The 23285-nt window shown below is 43.2% G+C and carries 18 protein-coding genes; 10 read left to right on the top strand and 8 right to left on the bottom strand.

Going from position 1 to position 23285, the window contains the following annotated elements; translation table 11 throughout:
- The first annotated feature begins 51 nt into the window (after nucleotides 1–51).
- The gene (locus AC04MM_RS13645; RefSeq protein ID WP_475380930.1) at nucleotides 52–1566 is read left to right on the top strand and encodes a peptidylprolyl isomerase; all 1515 of its coding nucleotides are present in this window, start codon (nucleotides 52–54) and stop codon (nucleotides 1564–1566) included.
- A gap of 69 nt (nucleotides 1567–1635) precedes the next feature.
- On the opposite strand, the gene cdd is transcribed toward AC04MM_RS13645, so the two are convergent.
- From cdd to AC04MM_RS13630, 3 genes are read right to left on the bottom strand one after another with little or no spacing between them, the layout of a single operon-like run.
- Nucleotides 1636–2049 (bottom strand): cytidine deaminase, encoded by a 414-nt coding sequence (cdd, locus tag AC04MM_RS13640; RefSeq protein WP_475380929.1) that lies wholly within the window; start codon nucleotides 2047–2049, stop codon nucleotides 1636–1638.
- Entirely contained in the window at nucleotides 2030–2626 is a 597-nt protein-coding gene (locus tag AC04MM_RS13635) for a Maf family protein (protein WP_475380928.1), read from the bottom strand. Before AC04MM_RS13635 ends, cdd begins: the two co-directional genes overlap by 20 nt.
- Nucleotides 2623–4311 (bottom strand): hypothetical protein, encoded by a 1689-nt coding sequence (locus tag AC04MM_RS13630; protein ID WP_475380927.1) that lies wholly within the window; start codon nucleotides 4309–4311, stop codon nucleotides 2623–2625. Before AC04MM_RS13630 ends, AC04MM_RS13635 begins: the two co-directional genes overlap by 4 nt.
- A gap of 133 nt (nucleotides 4312–4444) precedes the next feature.
- On the opposite strand from AC04MM_RS13630, the gene folE2 reads away from it, so the two are divergent.
- The 4 genes from folE2 (at nucleotide 4445) to AC04MM_RS13610 (ending at nucleotide 9642) form a co-directional block, all read left to right on the top strand.
- Entirely contained in the window at nucleotides 4445–5335 is an 891-nt protein-coding gene (gene folE2 / locus AC04MM_RS13625) for a GTP cyclohydrolase FolE2 (protein WP_475380926.1), read from the top strand.
- Nucleotides 5336–5413: 78 nt separating this feature from the next.
- Entirely contained in the window at nucleotides 5414–5920 is a 507-nt protein-coding gene (locus AC04MM_RS13620; RefSeq protein ID WP_475380925.1) for a Fur family transcriptional regulator, read from the top strand.
- Nucleotides 5921–5935: 15 nt separating this feature from the next.
- Nucleotides 5936–8560: an excinuclease ABC subunit UvrA gene (gene uvrA, locus AC04MM_RS13615; RefSeq protein WP_475380924.1), complete on the top strand. Its 2625-nt coding sequence runs from the start codon at nucleotides 5936–5938 to the stop codon at nucleotides 8558–8560.
- A 29-nt stretch (nucleotides 8561–8589) separates the two neighbouring features.
- Entirely contained in the window at nucleotides 8590–9642 is a 1053-nt protein-coding gene (locus tag AC04MM_RS13610; RefSeq protein ID WP_475380923.1) for a DUF475 domain-containing protein, read from the top strand.
- Here AC04MM_RS13610 and AC04MM_RS13605 read toward each other — a convergent pair.
- Both AC04MM_RS13605 and AC04MM_RS13600 read right to left on the bottom strand, forming a co-directional pair.
- Nucleotides 9586–10512 (bottom strand): DMT family transporter, encoded by a 927-nt coding sequence (locus tag AC04MM_RS13605; protein WP_475380922.1) that lies wholly within the window; start codon nucleotides 10510–10512, stop codon nucleotides 9586–9588. The two genes, AC04MM_RS13610 and AC04MM_RS13605, sit on opposite strands and share 57 nt — an antisense overlap.
- Nucleotide 10513: 1 nt before the next feature.
- Nucleotides 10514–11245, bottom strand: a complete 732-nt coding sequence (locus AC04MM_RS13600; RefSeq protein WP_475380921.1) for an FAD-binding oxidoreductase — start codon at nucleotides 11243–11245, stop codon at nucleotides 10514–10516.
- Nucleotides 11246–11357: 112 nt separating this feature from the next.
- Here AC04MM_RS13600 and AC04MM_RS13595 point away from each other — a divergent pair, with 112 nt between their 5' ends.
- The 4 genes from AC04MM_RS13595 to AC04MM_RS13580 all read left to right on the top strand — a co-directional run bounded on the left by AC04MM_RS13595 (nucleotide 11358) and on the right by AC04MM_RS13580 (nucleotide 20516).
- A complete protein-coding gene (locus AC04MM_RS13595) occupies nucleotides 11358–12692 on the top strand; it encodes a D-alanyl-D-alanine carboxypeptidase (RefSeq protein ID WP_475380920.1) in 1335 nt (444 codons plus the stop codon).
- Between the two features lie 100 nt (nucleotides 12693–12792).
- Nucleotides 12793–16278 carry a hypothetical protein gene (locus AC04MM_RS13590; protein WP_475380919.1) on the top strand — a complete coding sequence of 1162 codons (3486 nt, stop codon included), beginning with the start codon at nucleotides 12793–12795 and terminating at the stop codon, nucleotides 16276–16278.
- On the top strand, nucleotides 16275–19367 hold the full coding sequence (locus tag AC04MM_RS13585) for a S8 family serine peptidase (protein WP_475380918.1): 3093 nt from the start codon (nucleotides 16275–16277) through the stop codon (nucleotides 19365–19367). The genes AC04MM_RS13590 and AC04MM_RS13585 overlap by 4 nt, the downstream gene beginning before the upstream one ends.
- Before the next feature lie 201 nt (nucleotides 19368–19568).
- The gene (locus AC04MM_RS13580; protein WP_475380917.1) at nucleotides 19569–20516 is read left to right on the top strand and encodes a hypothetical protein; all 948 of its coding nucleotides are present in this window, start codon (nucleotides 19569–19571) and stop codon (nucleotides 20514–20516) included.
- 87 nt (nucleotides 20517–20603) lie between these two features.
- On the opposite strand, the gene AC04MM_RS13575 is transcribed toward AC04MM_RS13580, so the two are convergent.
- Nucleotides 20604–21287, bottom strand: coding sequence for a hypothetical protein (locus tag AC04MM_RS13575; RefSeq protein WP_475380916.1), 684 nt, complete (start codon nucleotides 21285–21287; stop codon nucleotides 20604–20606).
- A 91-nt stretch (nucleotides 21288–21378) separates the two neighbouring features.
- On the opposite strand from AC04MM_RS13575, the gene AC04MM_RS13570 reads away from it, so the two are divergent.
- Nucleotides 21379–22032 carry an HD-GYP domain-containing protein gene (locus AC04MM_RS13570; protein ID WP_475380915.1) on the top strand — a complete coding sequence of 218 codons (654 nt, stop codon included), beginning with the start codon at nucleotides 21379–21381 and terminating at the stop codon, nucleotides 22030–22032.
- A gap of 16 nt (nucleotides 22033–22048) precedes the next feature.
- On the opposite strand, the gene AC04MM_RS13565 is transcribed toward AC04MM_RS13570, so the two are convergent.
- Nucleotides 22049–22852, bottom strand: coding sequence for a 2-oxoadipate dioxygenase/decarboxylase family protein (locus AC04MM_RS13565; protein WP_475380914.1), 804 nt, complete (start codon nucleotides 22850–22852; stop codon nucleotides 22049–22051).
- 208 nt (nucleotides 22853–23060) lie between these two features.
- Nucleotides 23061–23240, bottom strand: a complete 180-nt coding sequence (rpmG, locus tag AC04MM_RS13560; protein WP_409480253.1) for a 50S ribosomal protein L33 — start codon at nucleotides 23238–23240, stop codon at nucleotides 23061–23063.
- Nucleotides 23241–23285 lie beyond the last annotated feature (45 nt).

The following is a 23285-nucleotide window of genomic DNA, read 5'->3' as shown; positions in this document are numbered from 1 at the left end:
CACTAAGTTTAAAGATAATTATTCCCGATTTTTTAAGGAGCGAAAAACATCATGTCTCAACAATCGTTTATTAAGCAAGTTAAAGCAGCGATCTCTGGTAACCGTGCTATCAATGGTAAAGCTATTTTAGCTATGATCATTTTTGGTATGATTATCTTAACCTTCATACTTTCTGATTTTTCAAGCAGAGGTAACGGCACTTTAGGTATCGGTGCTGCCGCTGAGGTCAATGGTGAAATTATCACTCTTAAAGAGTTTCAGGATCAGGAAAACAGAATCGTTAACTACTACTCGCAGTTTGGCCCGGGTATGATCAATAACGAATTTCAGAGAAAACAAATCCGCTACCAGGCCATTAATGAATTAGTAAACAATTCTTTAGCGGCACAGGCAGCTGAGCGTGAGAAGATCTTTGCCACTGATGCAGAGCTTAAAAAAATCATTATGGAAGATATCCCGAACTTTAAAAAAGACGGGGTCTTTCAGTCAGATCTTTATAAAAACCTTTTGATGGCTAACCGCTTAACCCCAGGTGAGTTTGAAAACAGTCTACGCGCGCAGGCTAAAACCCAGCGCATCCGTCAGTTGTTTGAGTTGGGCTTATCTTCAAGCCGAATTGAAAAAGATTTAGAAAACGAGCTTAAATCTAAAAAAATCAACGTGGCGTTTGTTAAATTAAATGCTGACGAACTGAAAAAAACCAGCCTGGTTTCAGCATTAGAAATCAGTAAAAAAATGGCTGATACGGCGTTTGCTCAACGTGTTCAGGATTATTACAACAACCAAAAAGGCGAATTTGAAACTCCCGAACAGGTTAAAGCGTCACATATCTTAATCCGCACCGAAGGTACGGATGAAGCACTTGCCAAAGCTAAGATGGAAAACATCGTAAAACGTTTGAGCAAAGAGGACTTTGCGAAAGTTGCCGCTGAAGTGAGTGAAGATCCGGGTTCAAAAGAGAAAAAAGGCGATTTAGGCTATTTCTCGAAAGGCCGCATGGTTAAAGAATTTGAAGATGTGGCCTTTGCTACGCCGGTCGGAAAAGTCTCTGAAGTTGTTAAATCGCCATTTGGTTTTCACGTTATTAAGGTTACCGATAAAAAAGCCGCACAAACGACTTCATTTGACGCTGCTAAAAACGGTATCGCCGCTAAGTTATTGGCTGAAGAGAAAAACACAGAAGTAGCTAAACAACTTGAGGAGATGGCAGCCAAGGGTGATGTGCAAGCCGTTAATGACTTTATGGCTAAAACCGGCCTTAAATGGACTGAATCAGGCTATTTTGACTTAACCCAGGATGCGCTTCCGGGGGTTAACTCTGAAGCTTTATTTAAAGCGGCGTTAGAGCTTAGCAAAGCTTCGCCAGTGGCCAAAGCGCTCGTGCGTGAGGGGGATGCCCAGTACGTGCTAAAATTAGTTGATGTCAAAAGCGAAACCGTCACAGCGCCGCCTGAGTCCCGAGAGTTAGCTGATACGCAAAAATCTATGAGTGGCTACTCTAAGTGGATCACTGAGTTACGTAAGTCAGCAAATGTTTCAACCAACGATGCTGTTATTAATCAGTAAGTGAATTTTACAGTTTAGTTATTCTAAAAAAAGACCGGTTTAAAGCCGGTCTTTTTTTATTTGGCCAGTTTACTTCGTTAAATGCTCGGGTTCAAAAGCAAACGGAAACAAGTCTTTAAAACTTATGGTTTTTTCCTTGCCGGTGGTGTTGGTTAAAACAACTTCGGTTTCGGGCTTGGCAAATTCTGCTAATACCTGGCGGCAGAAACCGCATGGTGGCCATGGGCTTTCTTCGGCACTGGCAACGGCAACGTGGGTTATATGCACGGGTTTTTTGTTTTCACTAAAGGCCTTCCAGATCGCTACTCGTTCAGCGCACACAGTTCCGCCATAGCTGGCGTTTTCGATATTGCAGCCAGAGTAAACCTGGCCGTTACTTAAACGGATGGCAGCACCAATGCGTTTTGTCGAATACGGGGAGTGTGAAAACTCCATCGCTTTAATGGCGAGTTGTTTTAAATCATTAGTTGGTGAAGAGCTCATAGCCAATCTCCTTAAGTTTTTGACTGATCCACATCATCGGTAACCCCTGGATAGCTGAAAAGTCGTCGGTTTCAATTTTTTCAAAAAGACAAATTCCGCTTTGTTCGATTTTATAACTGCCGGCACAATCAAGCGGTAGATCTTTATGGATATAATTTTCTATCTCTTGGCTTGAAAGTTTTTTCATTTTCATTTTAGAAATATGATTTAACGTCCATTTTTGCTCGCCATGTAAGATCGCAATCGCAGTGATCAGCTGGTGCGTGCGCCCGGACATTGCCGTCAATTGTTCTTTGGCTTTGTCTTTGGTTTTGCTTTTGCCGATGATATGACCGTCAAAATCAACCAGCTGGTCGCCGCCGATAATAACGGCGTCTTTAAATTCTTTGTTTAATGACGCCGCTTTGGCATAAGCCAAGCTTTCGGCGACCTGAAGCGGGGATTTGTTCTGTGCGAGTAGTTCTTTTTTTAACGTATCTTCATCGCAACTTGGTTTAACTGCCTCAAACGGAATGCCTAGTTTCAGCATAAGTTCTTTGCGGTAAATCGAGGTGCTTCCCAGGATCAGTTTTTTCATTCTTTCGAACCTTTAATTCGGTTATAGGATTCAATTAAGCCCTGCAGGTTAAATTCTGCTTTGTATTTTAACAGGGATAATTCATATTCAACGTTTGAATAAATATACTCAACTTTACGCGTTTGTAGACGTGAAACCTGTGCGTCATCTAAAAAAGATCCGGGCTTTAAGTACAATAGAAATCTTTTATTTTCTGGTAAATACAGATTAACATCAAACGGAAGATTTTTGTTTGGCTGTAAAAAACCGGTCGATAGTTCCAGCATATCATGGGCTTCGTGAACCGAGTTGATCACCTGAAACGGGCTGAATGGGAAAAAGCCTAACATCGTCTTTTTGCCTTCGTATTCAACCTCTCTGAAAAACTCAGCTTTGTAACTGCAAAAATCAGCAAAATTGATTTTTGGGATGCGCATCTCAAACAGCACCGAATCCGGAAGTTCAGCCTCGGTATCTGCTTTTTGATCGATGCGCTCGATTTTAATCATTTGCTTGATCCAGTTATTTAAAATCACCTGTGCCGAAGCGGCATCAAGATAGTTTTCTGAGGCAACGGTCAGGTAGCCGGTCCATTCCATTTCCTGAATGGCCAGAACGAAAATCTGCGATATCTCGGTGAGAGTCGTTTGATTATCGGTTAGATCCGAATACGTTTCTATCAGATCAAACATTTCCGGCTTGATCGTGTCTTTAAACGATTCTTCTAAGAAGACCTGTTGGCCTTTAGATAATTTTTTGGCTTCTTTGGGAAGAAGTTCTGACATCAGTTCTTTTAAAGGCTCTTCGTCTTCGATTTCGGGAAAAGCCTCTTTTAATTCACCGTCTAGTAAAGCGATAAGTTTGGCTTTTGTTTCGATCTGCTCATCGGGGTTTAGTTCGGCGATGCGATCGACCTCATCTTCAATGGCCAGCATCAGACTTTTTTGGGTGCCGCTTTTTGCAAATTCGCGTTCAATCGCTGCCATCAGATTGTTTTTGGTGTTTTGTTTTTGCGTCGCCGATAACAGCGGACTGTTGTCAATTTCGCTGGCCATCGCCGTCATCAGCTTTGCCTGAGTCCCGTCTTGTTTGATCGAGTTTAGCGGGCGGTTTTTGCGCGCATTATTTCTGGCAAACATCTGCGCCTGGCCACGGCTGCGGGAAGCCACCATCTTTTTATCTTCGTCAGCCATCGTGAGCGAAGCGGATCTGCGCATGTTGATTTCTTTTTGCTCGGCTTCATCGTTAAAAAACGATTTAACCTGGATCATATCGGATTCTTTTTTTGCCACCGTTTTTTTGGTGTTGATCTGCTCAAATGCCTGATTTTTCTTTTCGTACTTTGAGATCACGCGGACAATTGCCGGGCCAGAAAGAGGCGGGTAAAGTTTGTTTTCAAAGCCGCTCGACTCGAGCTGGATAATCTGGTCACGCTGGGTTGACATGATAAAAGGAACGATTTGTCCGGTGCATGAAGCATACAGTGTTTTTGGCATTTGCCGGATGGTTTCGCTTTTATGATCCCATGCTAAGAAGATATAATCGGGATTGAGCTCTTTGATTTCTTCTATCGCGCCGGTGATATTGCTTTGAACCCTGACGCTATAACCACGTTTTGCTAAAAATTTTTCAACCGGCCCAAACTGGTGGTTGGCATTTTTAACAAAATACAGAGTTATTTTCTTGTCAGTATCACTGTCGGCCATCACTGTAAATTATAAGCATTTTAGGAGGGTGATTCACCAGGTTTAGCTCTTGTTTAGTAACGGTCCGGACAAAGGTCGTTAAAATAGGCATAACTTATCTTGAAAACAGCCTGCAGTTCGACTAGATTCCCCCATGATGATCACTGATATTAAGTCTGATGTCCAAATTCAAAAACTGCAGGATTACCAGTCGCTTGACTGGGTCGGGATGCAGCGTATCCAGTCATCACTTCGTCACCATGAAAACCTGATTCCGTGTGATTTAGCCCTCGGGGTAAATCTGAGCGAAGGCCACCGCGGAATTCACATGTCACGTTTGTACTCGTTGATGATGGAGTACTTTTTAAGCCAGGAATTAACAACGCAGAGTTTAGATCAGATTTTAACCCAGGCGATCACTTCGCAAGAAGGCATCTCAACGCATGCAAGCCTATCATTGAGCTATAAATTGCCGGTAAAAACCCAGGCTCTTAAAAGCGGTAAACAAGGCTTTCGTAATTACGATGTCTCTGTTGCGGCTCTAAAAGCGACCGGCGAATCGTTAAAAGTCTGGCTTAAGTTTGCGGTTCTATACTCAAGCACTTGTCCGCAATCAGCGGCGTTATCGGTTGAAACTTTTAATGCCCAGCCTGACGGTGCGACTAAAAAAATCGATCGCCTGCCGGCCACGCCACACGCCCAAAGAAGCGTGATGGAATGTGAATTAATTCTTCAGGGTAAAGATCATTTTGATGTTAACGATTTGCTTAAGTCTTTTATTCAAATTATTGAAAACACTCTGAAAACGCCGGTGCAAACCGCAGTTAAAAAAGCTGACGAAATGGCATTTGCGATTTTAAATTCAGAAAATCTGATGTTCTGCGAGGATGCTGTCCGCAAGGTCGATGCTGATTTAAAGGTCCGCATCCAGCACCAACCTGTTGAGTTAGTGGGCTACCGAATTAAGACCCGTCATGAAGAAAGCCTGCACCCGCATGATGCTGTTAGTTTAAAGAGCTTTAACTTCTCGTTTTTTCCTCACTAAGGAGAAAACTGGCGTATTGAAAAGCATTATCAAAATAAAGCTTGCAAATGAAAATCATTATCAGTATCATTACGTGCTATGAAAACCACTGATAGCTCAATCGTTCTTCCTGTGCACCAATCCTCTGAAACTGTTCGTAAGGCAGAACGCTACCAAATCGACGACTTTAAAAAAATGATCCGCTCGATGAACCTAAAAATCACTGATCAGCGCTTATTGATTCTTCAGTCATTACACGACGGTGATAAAAAATCAGGCGAACGTCACGTGACCGCGCAAGAATTATTCGAAAAAGTATCAGCGCGCGATTCGTCTGTGGGCTTTGCAACTGTTTATCGTTTTTTACGCGACCTAGCGGCCAACGAATTAGTAACTGAAGTTCGCATGGGCGGACACGCTTCACGTTACGAATTGACTCCTAAAGAGCATCACGATCACTTAACTTGCACTAAATGTGGCAAAATCTGCGAATTCGAAAACGAAAAAATCGAAGAACTGCAATCTCAAGTTGCTAAACACTTTGGCTTTCGTTTGACGGGGCACGTTCTAGAACTTTTTGGAGTATGTTCAGACTGTCAAAAGTAATATGATTGTTCGGTAATGGCTAAACATACCGAAAGTACTGACATAGTGGTTAAAGGCGCCAGAGAGCACAATCTTAAGAACGTCTCTCTGTCGATCCCACGCAATAAAATTACCGTCTTCACCGGCCTGTCCGGTTCAGGTAAATCTTCTCTCGCATTTGATACTGTTTATGCCGAAGGCCAACGTAGATACGTTGAAAGTTTGTCGGCCTATGCACGTAATTTCTTAGAACAATTAAAAAAACCGGATGTTGATTCAGTGACGGGGTTATCACCGGCAATTGCCATTGATCAAAAATCAGTGGGCCTCAATCCGCGTTCTACCGTTGGCACAATCACTGAGATTTACGATTACATGCGTTTGCTCTACGCCAAAGTGGGAACTCCTTGTTGTCCGATTCATCACGTGCCGGTAAGTAGCCAAACCCCACAGGCCATTGTCGATGAGATTTTAAAAAAAGCACAAGGAACTAAGTTTTACGTGTTAGCACCGATGGCACAGGGTAAAAAGGGTGAATTCATGGCCGAATTTACCAAATGGCTTAAAAAAGGCTTTGTTAAGGCCAAGGTCGACGGTAAGTTCATCGACCTTGAAAAAGCCACCAAGCTAGCAAAAACCAAAACCCACGATATCGATCTGGTGGTTGATCAACTGATTTTAAAAGATGCGATCAAAAACCGTTTAGCCGAGAGTGTGAACACGGCCCTGTCGCTGGCCGCCGGCCGTTTAGTGATTGAAGTTGTAAAAGCAAACGGCGACTTTGAGAGACAAAATTATTCAATTCACTCCGCCTGCCCTCAGTGCGGTTTTAGTTTTCCTGAGTTAGAACCGAGATTATTCAGTTTTAATAATCCTAGAGGTGCCTGCGAAGCCTGTAACGGGTTAGGAACACTGGATTTAATCGAAGAAGAACAGATTTCTGATTCTGAAGTCGGCGGTAAAAAACTTGATGCCGTTAAGTATACTTACAAAGGTAAAAAAGCCACCGGCGATGAAGATGACGAAGAAGAAGAGATGATCTTAACTTCGTGCCCATCATGCAAAGGCACTCGTTTAAAGGCTGAAAGTTTAAATGTTCTGATCGATAAAAAAAATATTGCCGAACTTTCAGATTATTCGGTAACTGAGCTGAGTGCATTTTTTAAAAAAGCCAAATGGACAGCTAAACAGCAATTTATCGCCGAAAAAATTGTAAAACAAATCTCTGACCGCCTGACTTATTTGGAGCGGGTCGGTACTTCGTATTTATCGCTTTCTCGTCCGGCCAGAACGTTATCGGGCGGCGAAGCCCAGCGTATCCGTCTGGCCACCCAAGTCGGGTCGGCCTTAATCGGCTGTATGTACGTGATGGATGAGCCAAGTATCGGTCTTCACCCACGCGATCATCACAGGCTGTTGGAAATTATCGGCGAACTAAAAGACCGCGGTAATACCATCGTGCTGGTGGAGCATGATGAAGATACGATTTTATTTGCCGACTACGTGGTCGATCTTGGCCCGCGCGCCGGAAAACTCGGTGGCGCCCTGATCGCCGAAGGTACGCCGCAAGAATTGATGAAAAACCCGAACTCAGTGACCGGCCAGTATTTATCGGGAGCCAGAAAAATTCCGGTGCCGAAAACCCGCCGCAAGGGTAATGGGTTATTTGTAAAACTGACCGGTGCCACCGGCAACAATCTGCAGAATGTAGATTTAGAGATTCCGTTAGGAACTTACACCTGTGTCACCGGGGTATCGGGAAGCGGAAAATCCACGTTAATTATTGATACGTTATATAAAATTTTAGCTCGCGAGTTTTATAAGGCCAATGCGGCGCCAGCGCCGTATAAGTCAATCTCGGGCTTAGAAAACATCGATAAGGTTATTGATATCAATCAGCGTCCGATCGGGCGCACGCCGCGCTCAACGCCAGCCACTTATGTGGGACTTTTGCCGATGATCCGTGATCTGTATGCTTCACTTCCAGATAGTAAACTGCGCGGATTTGAACCGGGCCGTTTCAGCTTTAACGTTAAAGGCGGCAGATGCGAAACCTGCATGGGCCACGGCCAGATCCGCATGGAGATGCACTTTTTATCAGATGTGTTTGTCCAGTGTGATACCTGCCAGGGTAAGCGCTATAACCGTGAAACTTTACAGATTAAGTACAAAGAAAAAAACATCGCCGATGTCTTAAGTATGAATGTTGAAGAGGCGTTGGAATTTTTTAAAAACCACTCACAGATTTACCGTAAACTTGAGACCTTACACAAAGTAGGCCTTGATTATATGACCCTGGGACAGTCGTCGACCACACTTTCTGGCGGTGAAGCGCAGCGGGTAAAACTATCCAAAGAACTTTCCCGCCGCGGAACCGGTAAAACCCTCTACATCCTGGATGAACCAACTACGGGTTTACATTTTGACGATGTAAGAAAGTTAGTTGAGCTGATGCAGGAGCTGACTGATCAGGGCAATACGGTGCTGGTGATCGAACATAATCTAGAAGTCATGAAGTGTGCCGATCATATTATCGATCTTGGCCCCGACGGTGGTATCTACGGCGGCGAAATTGTCGTGCGTGGAACTCCGGAGGCGGTTGCAAAAAACACCCGTAGTGAAACGGCTAAATTTTTAAAACCATTATTAGAAAAAAGATAAGTTAAAAAAAGAAAAGGAAAAAACGCAGCATGTGGAAGTATCTTAAGGGTTCAATTTTTATTACGATCATCGGCTTAGGTTTAGCCATGGGGTTTGAATACTATCAGACCGGTTCGGTCTCTGTGATGATGCAGGCAGGATTTACGGCTCTGATATTAGCCGTGTTAGAAATTTCATTGTCGTTTGATAATGCGGTGGTTAATGCCACGGTGATTAAAAAAATGGACGAAGTGTGGAAACGCCGGTTCTTAACCTGGGGTATTTTAATTGCCGTATTCGGTATGCGTTTAATATTCCCGTTGGCCATTGTCGGTATTATCGCCAAAATCAACCCGTATGATGCGTTGATGATGTCGTTAAACGAGCCGGCTAAGTACGCCCAGATCATGCAGTCAGTGCATTTAACGGTAGCGGCCTTTGGCGGTATGTTTTTATACATGGTGTTCTTACATTTCTTTATGAATGAAGATAAAGACGATCACTGGATCCATGTTATCGAAAAGCCGTTAGTGATGGTTTCTCAGTATAAAGGTGTTGAGATTATCGTGGCCCTGGTAACGTTACTTGCGATCACCAGTCTTATGCAAGCCGAAGACCAGATCCGTTTCTTGGTGCCAGGTCTTTGGGGCATGATCACATACATGATCGTGCACAGTTTCTCTGATTTCTTAGAGAGCATGGAGCTTACCCGTGATGCCAACTTAATGGCTAAGAAAACCTTTATGTCAGCAGGTTTTGGTATGTTTATGTATCTTGAAATCTTAGATGCATCGTTTTCTTTTGACGGTGTTATCGGAGCGTTTGCGATCACGCAGAGTTTAATTCAGATCATGATCGGTCTTAGTATCGGGGCTTTCTTCGTGCGTAGTTTAACTCTTTATTTGGTAGAAAAAGATACTCTGGGTCAGATTCGCTTCTTAGAGCACGGAGCATTTTATGCCTTAGGTGCACTCTCTATGTTCATGTTGCTGGGTTATTTCTTTCATATTCCAGAATGGTTTACCGGTCTTGCGGGAGCCGCAATCCTAGCTCTCAGCGTTCTTTGGTCGTTCTACGTAGATCGTAAGCGCCGAAATGCCTAAGATTAAAATGGCCCCGGCCAACTGAATCGGGGTCAGTTTTTCATTTAGCAGCGCCGATGCGAACAAAAATGAGTACGGCGCTTCTAATAAACACAGCATACTGGCCGTGGTCGTGGATAAAACTTTTTGCGCTCTCACCTGTAAGTAAAAAGCACCAAGGGTTACTAAAATCGCAAGTCCGATGACCGATAACACCGAAGTCCATGTAGTAATAGTCGGTATAAGCGGAATATTTTTAGCGGTCATATCATAACCTAAAAACGGAATCACAAACAGCAATGCCCAGAAGGTCTGCGAGGTGTTAAAGCGAAACCCGCTTTGCATTTTTTTCGAGCCAAGACCAACGGCAATAATATGAATCGTCGATGTTACGGCCACCATGATGGTGAACAAATCGCCGGGGTTTAGTTTTAAGCCGTTCTTCGGTAAATCCAAAAGTAATCCCATTCCTAAAAAAGCGATAAAACTTAAAGTAAAGTGGTACCAGTGAACTTTTGATTTTAAAAAAAAGTAATTCGCAAACGGGATCAACACCACATACAGCGATGTAATAAAACTAGAGTTGGTCGCAGTGGTCGTTTGCAGCCCGATGGTCTGAAAAATCAGTGAGCTGCCTAAGCCGATACCGGCAAGCAGGCCGATTTTATAATCGCTGTGCGATTTTTTAAAGCCTTCGCGGTCAAAGATAAAAAACATGACTTCTGCCAGGACCACAGCAAAGATAAAACGCCAGAACACTAAAGTTGTCGGGCTAAAATCAACCAGCGCCCACTTAACAAAAGTAAACGAAATACCCCATAACATCCCGGCAATGAACAGTTCTAAAACCGCCCGATGATAGGTCGGGATGCTAGAGAGCGCTTTTCGCATATTAGTCAAAGGCCTCGGCCCAGAAACGGGTTTTGTCAAAACCATCAACTTCTAAAACTTGGTGCTTTACATCTTTGATCATCGCGCCGTTACCGCAAAGGTAGAATGTGGTCGGGATATTTTTGTAATCAATTTCGGATAAGTAGTTTTGCACATAACCCTTTTTGCCGGTCCAGTTTTCAGTCGGGCGGCTTAATACGAAATGATATTCAAAATTAGGTAAGTGTTTTTTTAATTCATCTAATTCTTTGCGATAGTACACATCTTCCTCAAAACGAAGACCAAAATACATTTTGTATTTTAACTCAGGGTATTGCTTCATTTTAGATTCCAGGTAGCAGAAGTGTTGTGAAATACCGCTGCCGGTATTAAAAAACACGATCTGTTCGGTCGGCGGTTCCTGAAAGAAAACTTTACCGAATGGACCGGTAAAATTTAAAATTTCGTCACCTTTAAGGCCCCAAACATATTTTGAAGCAACGCCGTTATCGACAAATTTGAAAATTAAACGAAATTTTTGTAAATCATGTTCAGTTGTAGCAATCGAGTAGGCGCGAAGTGCAGCTTTGCCCGGGTTTCCGGCCTCGTCGGTTTGGGGCACATGTAACATCACAAATTGGCCGGCACGGAACTTAAATTCAGGGTGGCTGATAAGCTGCAGTTCGAGTTCGCGGATCTGTTTGGTGTGGTCAGTAATTTTATTGATTTTGTAGTTGTAAATAATACGGCTCATAAGCCCGTATATTGGTTATTAGGACGTAAATTGTCAAAGCAAACCTAAATAATTTTCAAGTGGCGGCTTAGCCCTTGAAAGGAGGTTTCGCCAGGCGGTAAAACTCATAGCGATGTTTAAAAAATCATTGCTTTTAAGTCTTATTTTGGCCGTTCTTTCAGCTTGTTCGCCGTCTTCTCATTCTGCCAGCGAACCAACTGCAGTTTATACACCTAAAAAAGAAGAACTTATTCAGATCAAGCCAGATACGGCCAAGCCGGCCCGTAAGCTACTGTATAGCAATGACCCAACGGTCAGTTACTGTGAATCTTCCCTGGATGGCAAGCATAATTATTCAGGTTACCGTGATCATAGACTTTATCCGTCGGCTTCGGTTTCTAAAGTTTTTTTATCTGCATTTGCGCTTAGCCGCTTGGGCACGGATTACAAATTTACCCATGACTGGCGTTTACGCAAAAACGCCGATGGCACGATCGACGCTTTTTTAAATTCTAATTACGATCCGGTTTTTAATATTGAAAAAGTGCTATACACACTTTCGCAGCTAAAGCGCCACGGCGTTGCTCGGATCAGAAACTTGTATATCGCAAAAAGCACTCGTGTTTATCTGTCAGTGCTAAACAACCCGCATATCGAAATGGACCAGATTCCGGTCAGTCTTAACCAGTCGGTTGATAACTTAAAATTAATTTTTAATTCGGCAAACTGGGGCGGGCAGACGCAAACAGCGCGCGCAAACGTCACCGAGTACTTCGCTTTGCAGGGTAAGACGATCGACATCCCGAACTCATTCTCGGTACAAAATGTGATTATCGACAATAGCGGCCAGGCGCAGGCCGCCTTTGCCAGTGCTACGCAATTAAAAATTCAGTCAACATCGTTATTTCGCTACCTAAAAGAAATTAACCTAAATTCAAATAACTACATGTCAGATGCATTGTTTGCCCTGTTGGGCGGTGAAGCGGGCTTTCGCAAGTTTCAGAATGAAAAACTTGGGTTAGGCTTAGATTCACTCATTATGAAAACCGGCTCAGGCCTTCCGGTCACCATCAACGGTGAGCGCGTGGATAACAAGGCCACCTGTTTTGCGATTTTAAAAGTTATGCATTTTATCAAGCTTGTCGCTGATCAAGCTTCGCTTGATTTGGGCTATATTTTATTAACCGCAGGATTAGACCGCGGTACTTACGAAACTGATTTAGTCATCAACAAATCTGTTGTTCTTAAAACCGGTCGTCTTTACGATGTGCCGACTTTAAATTTAGCCGGCGTGGTTTCAACCCAAAACGGTCTTATGGTGTTTAGCTTTTTAGGTCATGATTTTGATAATGAAGACCAGCAGCTGATGATCAATAAGCGCGATAATTTACTTAAGGATTTATTAATTCATTACAAAGAAAAACCGCTGTTCAAAACTTTAAATCAGAATGAGATTTTCTTTCTGTAGTTGAGTAGACCAGCTTAGCTTCCTCGGCGTTTACCGATTCTCAATCTGAGACACAATCTTGGCCCCTCGTTAGCTCTATCTAGTTCTATCGAGGTGATCTATGAATTTCAAAATTCAGACTGTGTTAGCGGCCTTCTTGGTTTCATCAGCAGCGTTTGCTCATGAAGGTATCGTTCGTATCCCCTTAAAAACATTCACTAAACCGGCCATGAACTTGGTTTCACCTACAGGTAAACAATTAAGTATTGCGGATTTGGCCCGAATGAATGACACAGGTGCCGACTTGTCTAGACTTCAGCCAGTTGAAGACAAATACTGGCAGAACAGAAAATACCCGGCCGTTGATCTCCAGGTACACGCTGAAATGCCCGACGCCGAGACGGGTGTGACTATTGATTCTTATTTAGGGGCAAACCGCGAGCTTGGGTTTTACACTATTATCGTTAAACCCTCTAACGGTAAGTCTGAGCGTTTTGGTTTAACTTTAGGCCTACAGGTTCATGCCTCATTATTAAAGTCGGCATTACTACGTAAACTAGGCTATTTCCAGCAATCGCCAAAGCACTACAAAAAAATCAAAGTAAACTTCGCTAATAAAGAAGAAAAAGACTTATTCGTTAAACGGGCGTTTTGTGAAGAAGGTCCGGACGCAGTTTCAATCGACTGTTTATCTATTGCTCCGTTTAAATCAGAAACCGATAAACGTGAATTTTTATCAGACGCCGGCGGCAATTCTTTATATGTGCATGGTGCTTACTTAGAAAAAATGGATAACGAAATCCCGTCATTATTTGATGGTTTAACTCCGGCATCGGTTGACTCGATCCCGTACTTTGCTTCAAACCGTCAGTTTCGTGCCTTGTTAGTGCCATTTGTGATCGGTGATGTGCAGGAGAGTTTAGGGCGTGTAGCTCCTGAGTCAGTATTAATCCGTGATGGCTGGGCTTTTATTAATTACGCGTTTAGTGATTATTTCACGCAAACCGGCGAATCCGACGTTAAGTGGATGTTACGCCGTGTAGCTCAATTAACTGATCAGGACTGGGAAGAAATTGTTCAGGCCGCGCAGTTTCCGCCAAGCTTAAATCAATTAGCCAAAGCCGCAATCATGTACCGCGCGCAAAACATGATGAACTGGTTTTTTGATAAAGAAGCCAAAAACATGATGCAGGCAACGATCCCAAGTGCAAAATACACTTCAAACGATGGTTTGGTTGTCGATGGCCGTATCACGACCGAATATATCCCCGGATACCCGCAGCGATTCACCCACGGTGAACGTCAGTCGCCTTTTGAAAGAGGTGATTTCTTAAGGTACATGAATGTAAAAGCACAGGCGTCGGCGATCACTGCGGCCATCACTAAACTGCATGAAAAACTTAAATTACAAAGAACCGAGATCACCAATTCAAAATTGACGGGCTGGAGAATGCGCCCGGACGGTAAATTTTCGCCGGTCGGTTATGCCGATGGTCAAATGTATGGTGTTAACTTCGGAGCTTCTCGAATTGTGACCACCGGAACTTTCTATGGTTCACAAGCCGCGGTTCAAATGGTTGATAACGTGAATATCCGCGCAAGTGCCGGAATTTTCCGTGCGATTGAAGATTTCAGCGGTATTAATACATTATTGGGCGGAAGCATAAATTACATGCGTGATTTCACACATGTGGTTCCACTGCAATCAATGAAGGATGCGGGAAAAGTGATTAACCCGCTTGATCTTTACGTTCCCTCACGTTTACATAAAATCGCTTCACCGTTAAAAGATGGTAAGCTTGCAGACTTTTTTGCTAATTTTAAAAACGGCGAAGTCTTTACCATCACTGAATCATTCGGTGGCGGCGGCCAGGTTGGCTATCAGTATGCCTTAGATGCGTTAATCGGTTTTACCGCCCAGACGGTGCCGTCACTTGGATTATCAGCCGGCGCGAACTCTGTGATCTTACGCCAGACTCAGATCACCAAAACTGAAGGTGGTTTTCAGATTTTTATCCGCAAACAGAACTCTAAGGCCTTTAACATCACGTTAGATGTTAATTACTTTATAAACTTACTTAAAGTAAAGCACGATACAACAATTACTGATTTAAAGACGGATGCTTATATCCTCAATTCAAACACTGATTTTATCACGCAGGTTGATGCGGCTTTAGAAGAGGTCAAAAAAGAAGCGATCGCTAAAGAAGAAGATCCAGCAGTCGCGATTGATACTTATTTCAATGAAAACCCGGAACTTGCCAAACGATACAAATCGCAAAAAGGGTTCTCTGATAAAATGACCGGTGCCTTACGTGCCCTGATTTTTCAGTCCAGCAAAGATCAATTAGAGAAAAACTTCAGAAAACAGGTTTTTGAAATCGACCATGATCTAAAAACCAAAGAGGTTAAAACCAAATTCTTATGGTGGCGAAAAACCAAACTGACCGAAGAGCATTTACTTAAAATCTATAAGCCCGAGGTGACAAACCCGGGTTCTGGTCAGGTGGATAATAAACCGATCGAAGTTGTAACCTACCGTAAAGGTAAACTTACCGGTAAAGACGTCTTAGGTTTTGGTTTAAGCGTGGTTGACTACGGACTGGAAAAAATTGCCGGTGATTGGTCGTTGATTTTAGCCCAGGAGTCACAGAACCCGTCGCAAATGCCGTTTGGAAAAGCGCAATGGCATATCGTGCGCACCGATACTGAACTTACGCAAGACCGTCAGGGAGCACTGCCTACCGTTGCCGTATTACAAAACGTGTGGGGGGGCTGGTCATTAAAGAAAAAAGACTTAGATAAAATCTTAGGTGCACTACGGGCAAAACTTGATACTCCTGAATTTGCCGGCACAGACTTTCAGACGAAAGAGTTAGTTCCGGATGTACGCTTTGCCCAGGTAAAAAAGATCGACTTTTTCCGTATTACCGAGAATTTATCATTACTTCCAAGTGGTATGGATAAGATCAAGGCCTGGCTATTAAACCCGGAGACGACGGGTATTCAAATCGATAAACAAAACTTTCTGGATCGCTTCTTTTCGAAAGTTTTTGAAGGCAAAGACCGCAAGGCACGCCCAGAGGATAAAGCGGTGTTTAATAATCTAATGACGATCATTGGTGGTGGTGACGAGGCTAAAGGCCGAGCTAACTACATGGAGCAGTGTAAAGAAAATGCCGAACGTCGCAATAACAATAACGATCGTCACAATGCTCAGCAAAGCACGACCACGTGGTACAAAGGCACTAAATACGAGTGTTTAGAAAGCTGGGTTGATGATTTAATTAAATTATCACGTGAGTATGCGCGCAGTGATCTACGTGAAAGAAACCGTATTTTAACTGAGTTAATTTACTTACTGGAAGAAAACGTTCCACTGCCGATGTTATTAAAAGCCTTAGGCAAAGAGAACTACTTATACTTTATTGAGATCACTGGTTTTAGAAAAGGTGATGAGAACGCAGATGAGGCATTCTCGGTATCTAATATTTTAGGTGAGCCTGCGAAAAAACATCCGTATTCAAACGGTTTAATCAGCGTATTTGCAGAGAAAACCAAAATCATTCCTATTGAATTAGACCGTACGCAAGGGAGTTTCCAATGATTAACTTAAAACAAATTACTTTAGCGGCGCTTTTAATCCCTTATTTAGCGGCCGCACAGACTGAGTATAAGAATATTATTTCAAAATCGTGGGCTATAAAAAACACGGGTGTGGCCCAGCTTTTCGATTTGGATCCGCTGCAGACTTACCGTTTACAGGCGCGGGCCGGTGAGGATTTACGCTTACTTCCGCCGGTGGCTTCACCGCTTAAGTTAAAAAAGATCAAGGTAGCTGTGCTTGATACCGGGGTAGATGTCGAACACCCGTATTTAAAAAACCGGATCGCCCGAAATGAGAAAGAATGTGTTAATTATAAAAAGTTTGAATCCTGTTTAAAGGATGAAAACGAAACCGTAAATTCATGTACCGAAAAATATCTGGCGACAGATGAAGACGGTAACGGCTATCCGGCTGATTGTAATGGCTGGTCGATCTTCGGTGAACCAACGCCGGTGCAAAACGTGATCGGTACACCGGATGTGGTCGATACCATGGGTCACGGTACACACGTGGCAGGCCTGGTGGCCTCGGTCACTGATCAGGTAGAAATCATACCGGTACAGGTTATTGCCGAAGCGCCGAATGAGCCGGTAAAGCCGTTTAGCATTGATTTATCACCGAGCGAAGACGGGCGTAACGGCATGAAGCTTGGTTTAGTTGAAAATGCAGAACGCACAGCGCGGGGAATTATCTATGCGATGAATGCCGGGGCCGATATCATTACTATGTCGATCGGCTGGCCTGAACAAAATGATGCACAGATCTTAAAAGAAGCAGTCGCTGAAGCTCAGGCGCGTGGAATTATCGTGTTGGCTGCTGCGGGTAATGATTCGACAACAAGTTTACTTCGTCCGTGCCAATACGCCGGTGTTATCTGTGTGGGCGCTTCACGTCCAGACGGTGCCATGGCGCATTTTTCGAACTACGGTTATGGTGTTGATATCGCCGCTCCGGGCACCGGTTTAGTTTCTACGATTCCGATGTCCCACAGATCGATCCGTTTGCCGGGATTTATCGGTGTCGATATCTTAAACGGCACTTCACAGGCAACACCACTTGTTGCCGGTATTGTTGCTGATATGTTATCGCGAGGTGTTCCTTCGCAAGAAATCTACCCGCGTTTAATTTTAGGCGCGCGCAAAACTAGCCCGGAACTGCCGGTGCTGGTCGGACCGGTGCAAACCAAAGGAACCCCGGTTTTACCTGGTAAATCATACGAGCGTTTTACGTTAGCGGGTCTGGTTGATGCCCGAGCTTCGATGAATGTTAAGGCTAAGCCGTTAATCTTATCGGCTAATAAAGACGTGCAAGTGATTGCCTGGGATAGAAAAACGCGTGAGCTGTCTTTTGAGTTCGCGGTTAAAAATTTCTGGGCCGATGTTAACGCTAATGACGTGCAGTTAGATATAGTATCTAAAAATAAATCACGTTATTACCCAACGGTGGTATCTTCTGAATTATTACATGAGGGCGATGCCACGTGGGAAATGGGCGAAGAGCGTCTGGTGGCGGTAAAGCTTGAAATCACCGACAGTGATGATACGGCGCTTTCACAGGTAGCCAGTGATTTGGCGTTTCTGGTCAGTCCAACGATTGCTGGCGAAAAAGGTTTAGCTTTTGAAACCCGCGCTGTTATCCAGACTAAATTAACTAAAGATGCGGTCGGTGCTGATTTGACCGCTATTCCGATCACCGGCCAAATGGGTCGCGGTATGAAGCTGTTTTTAGTTGATGAAGTTTACGACGGCAAATTAGAAGCGCGGGATTATATCGCCTTAAAGCAAGGTGAAAAGAATTTCGATGTGCAACTGGTCAGACACGCGGCTAACGGCTACACCTTTGAAGCGGTTAAAACTCTAGACTTTTCCGGCGATATTAAAAACACCATTCCGGCCCAGCGTATCCGAATGGATATCGACGGTGACGGTAAGTCTGAGTATGTGGTGGTGATCCAGGAGTATAAAGAGCGCGGCGGCCGTTACAATAACGGTGATTACACGCTTCACTTTTATATTCTAGATGCAAATTTAAATCTTAAAAAGCAAGTGTCGTTCTATGATGAGCGTGCCGTGATGCCGGTTTCTTATAACTGGTTAAAAGTGGGAAATGAACTTCGTCCGGCGTGGGTTATCACGGGTAAACCGGTTGTGAAAAAGTGGGATGTCACTGATTTATGGCAAACAGATGAAGATGCAAAGCCTAATATGGGTCAGACCGACATTCGTCTTTATTATTTAGATAAAGACTATAAGCTTGATGAAATCCAGCCGCCGAAAGATTCGCGCATTGTCGACATCATCCAACCGTCATTAAAACAGGTTCAGACGGGAGTATTGCCGGTGTTGATCGCTAAAAACTTAGGTACTGAAATTAAACCTTCGTACCTGTACCAGTTTTCTTTAGCCTATATCCAGAACTTAAAAGTAACTTCTGAGAAAGTTTTAGAAAACTTAAGTGCGGCAAAAAATTACCGTAACTTATTGGATACAAAAGTTGATAAGGTCTTAAATTTAAGCCAATCAAGTGATGAGTTTCGCGGAACTTTCTGGTTCGGTTTAGATGCACATAAAAAACAACGTGTAACGGCAATCGATTTTACGAACAATAAAATGTACGACCGGTTACTTGAATCCGTGACGACAATCTACGATGCGCCATTATTGGTGCGTTCGGCGTACATGGGCAAAAAGTCCCAAGGTGTGTTCTTAATCACGAACAGCGATATTGAGTACCACGATTTTAAAGGCGGATCAGTGGCACAAACATCGTTAAATAAATACACTTTTATGGGTGATGATTTAACGGTAAATTTACAGTTCCCGGTAACTATCACCAATCGTAAATCGGGCGACAAGTTTCCAGCGCTATTTAACGTTGAAGGAACGGCGATCAGCGCTGGTGTCAAAATGATTACCCCGGTTTTTGATAAAAACGGTAAAGTTGAGCAGATCTTGGCTCCGGCAAGATTACACTTACAAACGCCACAGGGGTGTCGTGCTCAGGATGCACCGCTTTACTTAGGAGCCGGTGGTTATGCCTTAGATTTCTACTGCGGTGATAAATTTTTACGAGTTCAGTTAACGTACTAATACTAATTAAATTAGGCCTGAGGCGAAAATTGCATGACTTTCAATCAGTCATGCAATTTTTTCATCGCGTGTTAGCTGTGTCAGTTCGTAAACCCTGATGAAGTCTTACCTATTAGAAAACTGGTGTCAAAAAAGTTGGTATCGTATTTGTAAAGTAATCTCCCGTACTCAAAAACCAAAAAAACCATACGGGGGAAAACAATGAAATTATCTTCAAAGCTTAGTGCTTTAATTCTAGTAGCAGGTGTTGCGTTATTATCGTCATGCGGTGGCGGTGGTGGCGGTAGCTCTCCAGGCACATACAATCCTAATCCAGATGATTCTGGTGATATCTTAAAATATCCATATGAAACAGTATACGGTGATGCTTGCCGTTCATCGTCTGAGCCGACTCCAGGTTGTACGTTCTCACGTGCTACTGGCCAGCGTATCACAGTTTCATCTGACCCTGATTACGATCAATACGGTTATGGTTCGGATGACTTATGGTATGTTACCTTCGATTCAGCTGGTAACGCTAACGTGTATAACGATTTAGGTGTTTTCCAATACTCTGCACATATCTCTAGCTTTGCTGGTTATATCGGTGGAACGACTATCGGTGTAGGAACTACTGGTGCTTTCTGGGAGAACGTTTCTGGTGGAACTTACTGGTTCGGTGACAACGGTGTATTGTACTCAGCTAACACTAGTAATTCTAACTACGGTCAAGCAATCAACAATAAAGGCGCTAAAAAAGCGACTGACACTAACTCTAAAGCTATCTCTTCTGAAGCTAACCAAAAGTTAATCAAAGCCGGTGCTGAAAAACTTAAGAAAGAATACAAACTTTCTAACTCTAAAGCGATCGCGGTTGCTTCTGCATTAAACTCTTGGGCTGTAATGGGTGCTGAGCGTGGTAAAGTAACGACTGGTGATATGGATAAAACTTTTAAAACAGTTTTCGGTGTTAAATTCTCTGAAGCCTTATCAGCTGTAAATGCTTTCCGTAACGGTGGTGCTGATGCTGAAGAAAAAGCTCGTGATCTAACAAACCGTTCTGCTGCGACTTTAGGTTTAAAGCCTGACCAAGCTAAAGAATTCATCAAAGGTATGTACAAAGGTGCTATTGAAGAAGCTGGTATGACAACTGACGATATCCAATGGTAATCGTTAGCTAAATGCTAGAATGAAAAGCCAGGTCAACGACCTGGCTTTTTTTTTGGGGTAGGCCGTTACTTTTTGAAATCCACCGCGTTAGTAATAAAAGGCAAAGATCATGTTGCCGACAAAGCCGATGGCGCTGGCTGAGGTTGTGCTGGTGGCGATCTTTTTTGATTGCACCAAGCCTTCGAATCTTAACGCTGTTGTCGATCCCATCAGATACCAAGATAGAAATCCACCGGCGCCCATGGCAAAGACCTGCGAGCTTGCACCATTGGTGAATTCTCGGTTACCTCCGTAGCCCTGGGCGGTTAAGCCATAGACCATATCTTCACGGTTTACGTTAGGTACGAGGTTGTAATCAAAATAACCGCCGACAAACAAATCGGTATTAAAGCCAGCACCTTCATCTAAAAGCCCGATATGTAGTAACGGACCTAACTCGTAATCACCAAAGTTCCAGCCGTAACGGCCTTCAACTTCGATCTGGTGCTCTTGCAGATTATCCGCTTTAAAAAACGAAGAGTTAATCGCAGCTGAGAACGAATTTTCGCGGGAGCGGTTTGATCGGGGGTAAGTGACATCTTCACTGATTAAGCCTGATTGTTTGCTGGTTTGGATAATATAAGTTTCGCCTTCGATTAACGGCGTTGAACTTTCAATGACAGCTTGGCGGCCCTTGGTTTTTTTTACCGTGAAGGTTTCAGCGGCCTGCGCAGAAAGTGAAAAAATTGTGAACACTGTCAAAAGTGATAAATTTAAACCCATAGTTTTCATTGTTTCAGTATGAGATTGATTTAAGACCGACTCAAGTCCAGTTCGATATTTACCGAAACTTAACTGGAGACATATTTCTACGGGGGAATGAATGTCGGTTAAACTCATATGGGGTAATATACCTGTTTGGGCCTATGATTCTGTCAGAGGTCTTCTTGAATGTCTAAAAGCCGTTGAGCCGTCGACTTATGAGCATTGCCTCCGGGTCGGAGAATATTCCAGAAAACTAGCGCGCGATATGGGGCTAAATGAATACGAGCAAAAGGTTGCCGAATTCTCAGGGCTTTTGCATGACATCGGCAAAATCGGCGTTGAGAAAGAAATTCTGCTAAAGCCTGGTCGTCTTGATCCTAAAGAACTAGATATTATGCGCAACCACTCTACGCTTTCAGAAGCTATCGTAAAGCCATTGGCGACGAATCCGTTTTTCTCGCAACTATTGCCTGGAATTCGTGGTCACCATGAACGCATTGATGGTGAAGGTTATCCTGATAAAAAAGTCGGTGATGAGATTTCGTTATTTGCCAGAATTATTTTAGTCGTTGATACCTTCGATGCAATGACTGAAAACCGCGTCTACCGTAAAGGGCTTCCGCCGGAAATTGCTTTTGCCGAGCTAAAACGCTGCGGCGGTTCGCAGTTTGATGCTCAGCTGGTAAAAATATTTTTACAGGCGCAGCCTTACTGGACAAGTAAAGACAACGATCAGGAAACCCTGCACGAGATCATTAAAAAGATCGCCTAGTGATGCAAACGTCGTATTATGACTGCTTATTTGTACTTTCAAAAATTTTATCCGCCGATTTGGCGATAAACCCCTGATACAGCTTGCCGTTTGCTAGCGGGTAACGTTTGGCAAATTCATAATAACAAGCAGGGATTTTAAAAGAGCCTTCTTTAAACTGAACCGGTTCTTCGTTGGCCATCGTAGAGCTTTGCTCTAGAAGTTCTTCCGGAGTACCTTTAATCTCACCACCGGATGCATTTAATTTAACACCTAAGCCTTTAACGAAAACATTCAAGTCTTGGATGTTGTTGAACTGGTCTAGATGGTTAATGCTTACCGTGAAGTGGTTAGGTCTGAAACCCCAAGCGTAAACCCAAGAGGCATATTCGCTCACTTCCGCTAGCTTTTGGTAAACAGAATGCTCGATTGGCCAGTGTGTACCGCTGTAAATGAAATCTTCTGAATCAATTTTATTCTGCGGAATAAGCTCAACGATCTGGTTGATTGTTTTTTGTACGAACTCTGGCATTTTCTCTAACTCAAGTTCAGAGATAAAGATTTTTGGCATATCAGGATTTGTCTGGTGTTCGTAGTGTTTAGCGTATAATTTTTTTTCTTTAAAGAAGTATTCGCCGCAGTCTTTGTAGCCGTATTTTTCAAAGTGTTTAGCTAAAGACTTGATACCAAGTTTCGGGTGGTTGAAAGTTCGTAAAGCGATGTGATCGTTTAAGACATGTTTGTTCTGTTTGGTAAATGCTTGGTAGATCAGGGCGGCCTGCGGGTTCATCTTGCAGTAATCGACCCACATAGTTTCTAAAAATTGATTTAAATTGCTCATGGTATAAAACTATACCTAAGGTGACGGTGAGTCTATGGTAAGTCTGGGCAACACTTCGCTTCAATTATGCAATTTGAGTTTATGCATTTAAAGTTTATGCATTCGATAGCGCATAAATATGAAAAGGGCTCAGTTTGATGAGCCCTTTTTCCAGAGATGCTAAAATTTTTTGTCTGTTCGAAAGACCGCAAGTAATAACCGTAGTTAATTACTTAGTTTCTCTGTGAACAGTGTGTTTTTGCATGTTTGGATTGTATTTTTTCTTTTCTAAACGACCAGGTGTCTTAGTTTTGTTTTTAGTCGTTGTATAACGAGATACTGGTTTGCCTGCAGCTTTTGCTTCAGTACACTCTAAAGTAACGATAATGCGACCAGATTTTTTTGCCATGTTGTGCTCCAATTAAAAATAACGAAGGTCTATATAAAAAGATTT

The organism is Bdellovibrio sp. SBM16 (assembly GCF_056175625.1).
Note: the sequence above shows the minus strand (reverse complement) of the source record. Positions and strands in the feature narration are given on the sequence as shown.